The following is a 1,624-nucleotide window of genomic DNA, read 5'->3' on the forward strand; positions in this document are numbered from 1 at the left end:
TTGCTTGGTGGCAATAGCATTGTGGAACCACCTGATCCCATGCCGAACTCAGAAGTGAAACGCAATCGCGCCGATGGTAGTGTGGGAGTTCCCATGTGAGAGTAGGTCACCGCCAAGCGCCTAATTTAAGGTTACTGTTACGACAGTAACGATGCTGAAATGCATCACCCAGTTTTGTCTGGTGACAATAGCATTGTGGCACCACCTGATCCCATGCCGAACTCAGAAGTGAAACGCAATCGCGCCGATGGTAGTGTGGGAGTTCCCATGTGAGAGTAGGTCATCGCCAGACACATATTAAGAATGAAGCCCATCCTAACGGATGGGCTTTTTTCGTATGAGGCCCATTTGCGTCTCGGAATCACCCCGCGCCTATGCTGGGCGTGTTCAGAGCACCGAAGTGAAACGCTATCGCGCTGATGGCAGTCTGGCCCGTCGGCTGTCGGCGGAGACCGATCCATAAAATGGCTGAATCGAACGGTTGGGTGTTTTCCCTATGTGTCTTTAGTGACACTCCACCAGAGAGCGTAGTTCACCCTATTCTTGGTTTTGATTCGGGTTCTGGCTGCCTATATTTCTGCTAGGGTCTTGGCGCGTCAGTGAATCCCGTATTCGCCCAGCTATACTTCCACTCTCTATTCCCGCCATTTTGCTTCTAGAGTCTCATTTTTATTATGGGCTTTTCCTGACTTTGAGTATGAATATCCGAACCTGTCCTTTGCTCGGGCTTCAATGCCTAGCGATCGCGCGTGCACGGTAATTCACTTTGCGGCGATAGTGTTATTTTTCGACCCAATTAATCGAGAGCTAATTTTGTACACATTCGGCAGTGCGGGACCGGTAGCAAGAGAGGCGCGGCATTGCATCAAGGGAGCCGGATGTGCCTTGGCTGGCTTCAGTTGTCGGCTTGGATCGAAGGTGTGCTTTGGCTTGATCTCCGGTGTGGATATGTTTTATTGCGCTGAGGTTGTCACTGGGGGACAAGTCACGAGTGAAAGGCCTGAACGTTGGGTAAGAAAGTGCCGTTGGCCTCGCTATTTTTTGGGGGGGCTAAACGAAAAAGCTACGTTGATCTTCATGATGCTTATTCTTTAAGGCGAATGGATGCTCGCTTTTGAGTGCCTAGCCATGGGGTTTTTCGTTTCAATGACTGGCGGGGTGGGTTAATTTTGCACAGGTGGTGTTTGTTGCGCAGCAAGGATATGGCAAGAGCGAACCAGAAAAGTGAGTCGGTGTTCATTCGTTGTGGCGTTCTTGTCGTGCGTTGGCCCTTAAATCTGTGGATAACTCATTGGGTAACTCTGTATTGGCTGTGTCTTTGAACGAACGGAACTGAATGGCCAATAAGGGGTTGCGAGAAAAGATCCGCTCCCTATAATGCACATCTGTCGACGGGGCACAGCGAACTAATCACGCAGTGATAACCGAACAACCTAGCGGTTGAGACGGCCGAAAATAAAATAAAAACTTTATTGACGGCGACGGAGAATAGCGTAATATACGCCTCCTGCTTCGGCAACGAAGCGAACCTTAAGTCAGCATGACTTAAGCGCTCTTTTACAATTTGTCAGACAATCTGTGTGGGCACTCACGCAGGATTGAGAAATCATCATTTCTTAATGCC

Annotated in this window: 2 rRNA genes; both read left to right on the forward strand. The window is 49.4% G+C overall.

The annotated features are described in order from the left end of the window. The first annotated feature begins 3 nt into the window (after positions 1-3). Positions 4-118 (forward strand): 5S ribosomal RNA (gene rrf, locus ABEA08_RS09555). A 59-nt stretch (positions 119-177) separates the two neighbouring features. Next, positions 178-292: ribosomal RNA gene (gene rrf / locus ABEA08_RS09560) — 5S ribosomal RNA — on the forward strand. The last annotated feature ends 1,332 nt before the right edge of the window (positions 293-1,624 follow it).

Source organism: Ferrimonas pelagia (genome assembly GCF_039543565.1).
GTDB classification, from domain to species: domain Bacteria; phylum Pseudomonadota; class Gammaproteobacteria; order Enterobacterales; family Shewanellaceae; genus Ferrimonas; species Ferrimonas pelagia.